This window comes from Vibrio sp. 1557, assembly GCF_033340175.1.
Taxonomy (GTDB): Bacteria; Pseudomonadota; Gammaproteobacteria; order Enterobacterales; family Vibrionaceae; genus Vibrio; species Vibrio alginolyticus.
Genome location: NZ_JAWOVZ010000295.1, coordinates 1 through 1,027 on the forward strand (window position 1 = coordinate 1; position 1,027 = coordinate 1,027).

General features: G+C 40.5%; 1 protein-coding gene. It reads left to right on the plus strand.

Going from position 1 to position 1,027, the window contains the following annotated elements; translation table 11 throughout:
* Positions 1–417: 417 nt before the first annotated feature.
* Positions 418–1,027: fructose PTS transporter subunit IIA (locus R7070_RS26600; protein WP_318141573.1), on the plus strand; the 610-nt coding region annotated here is incomplete at its 3' end.

The window sequence follows — 1,027 nt, forward strand, 5'->3', positions numbered from 1 at the left end:
AATACCGCTGAAATTAAATCATGAAAAATCATTGTCTCACACTCTATATATGCATCAATGATGCTATTTACTATAGATATACACCGGACTGGATTTTTGTGCTATTGAGCAAAATCACACTTCCATTTTAATGTTACAAAAATCCAGTTAACGCATCAAATTTCCAGTAACAAAAACTCTATCAATAACACTCAATCCCTTTTTAAATGGGAGCAACGCCACATTTTACTTATCGTTTAGCTTCTTATCCATCATGTCACAGATATGCAGCTAGATTTGTCCAGTGAACGATCTAAATCACACTATAGTTAGTCGGTTACAATCCTCCAGTAAATGCATTTTTTCTTCACTACAGTCTTTTTCTCAGTAATTTAAAAATACCCCTGAAATAAAAATTATATTTATAGGGGTTCGACAATGATCACCAAACTAATAAATGAAGACTTAATTAAGCTTGATCTTAAAGCATCTTCAAAAGAAGACGTATTTAAAGAACTGGTTGCCGTTCTTCATGCCCAAGGTCGTATTTCTGACCAAACACAATTTCTTTCAGATATAAAAGCACGTGAAGAATTAGGAAATACCGGATTTGAAGATGGCGTGGCAATTCCACACGCGAAAAGCGCCGCTGTGATTGAACCGGCGGTTGTGATCGGCGTTAGCAAATCAGGTATCGAGTATGGCGCAGAAGACGGTTTACCTTCAAAGCTGTTCTTCATGATCGCTTCTCCAGACGGTGGCGATAACCACCACATCGAAGTACTTGCAGAACTGTCTTCAAAACTGATTGAAGATGGTTTCATCGATGCGTTCTTAGACGCAGCAAACAGCCAAGACGCACTGGCACTCCTTCTTGCTAAAGAAGAACCGCAACCAGTGACAGATGCTCCAGCAAACCAAGGTTTCGTCATTGGTGTTACCGGTTGTCCTGCGGGCGTTGCGCACACCTACTTAGCAGCAGAAGCACTGGAGAAAGGTGCTGCGGCGATGGGTTACGAAATCAAGGTTGAAACGAATGGTTCAATCG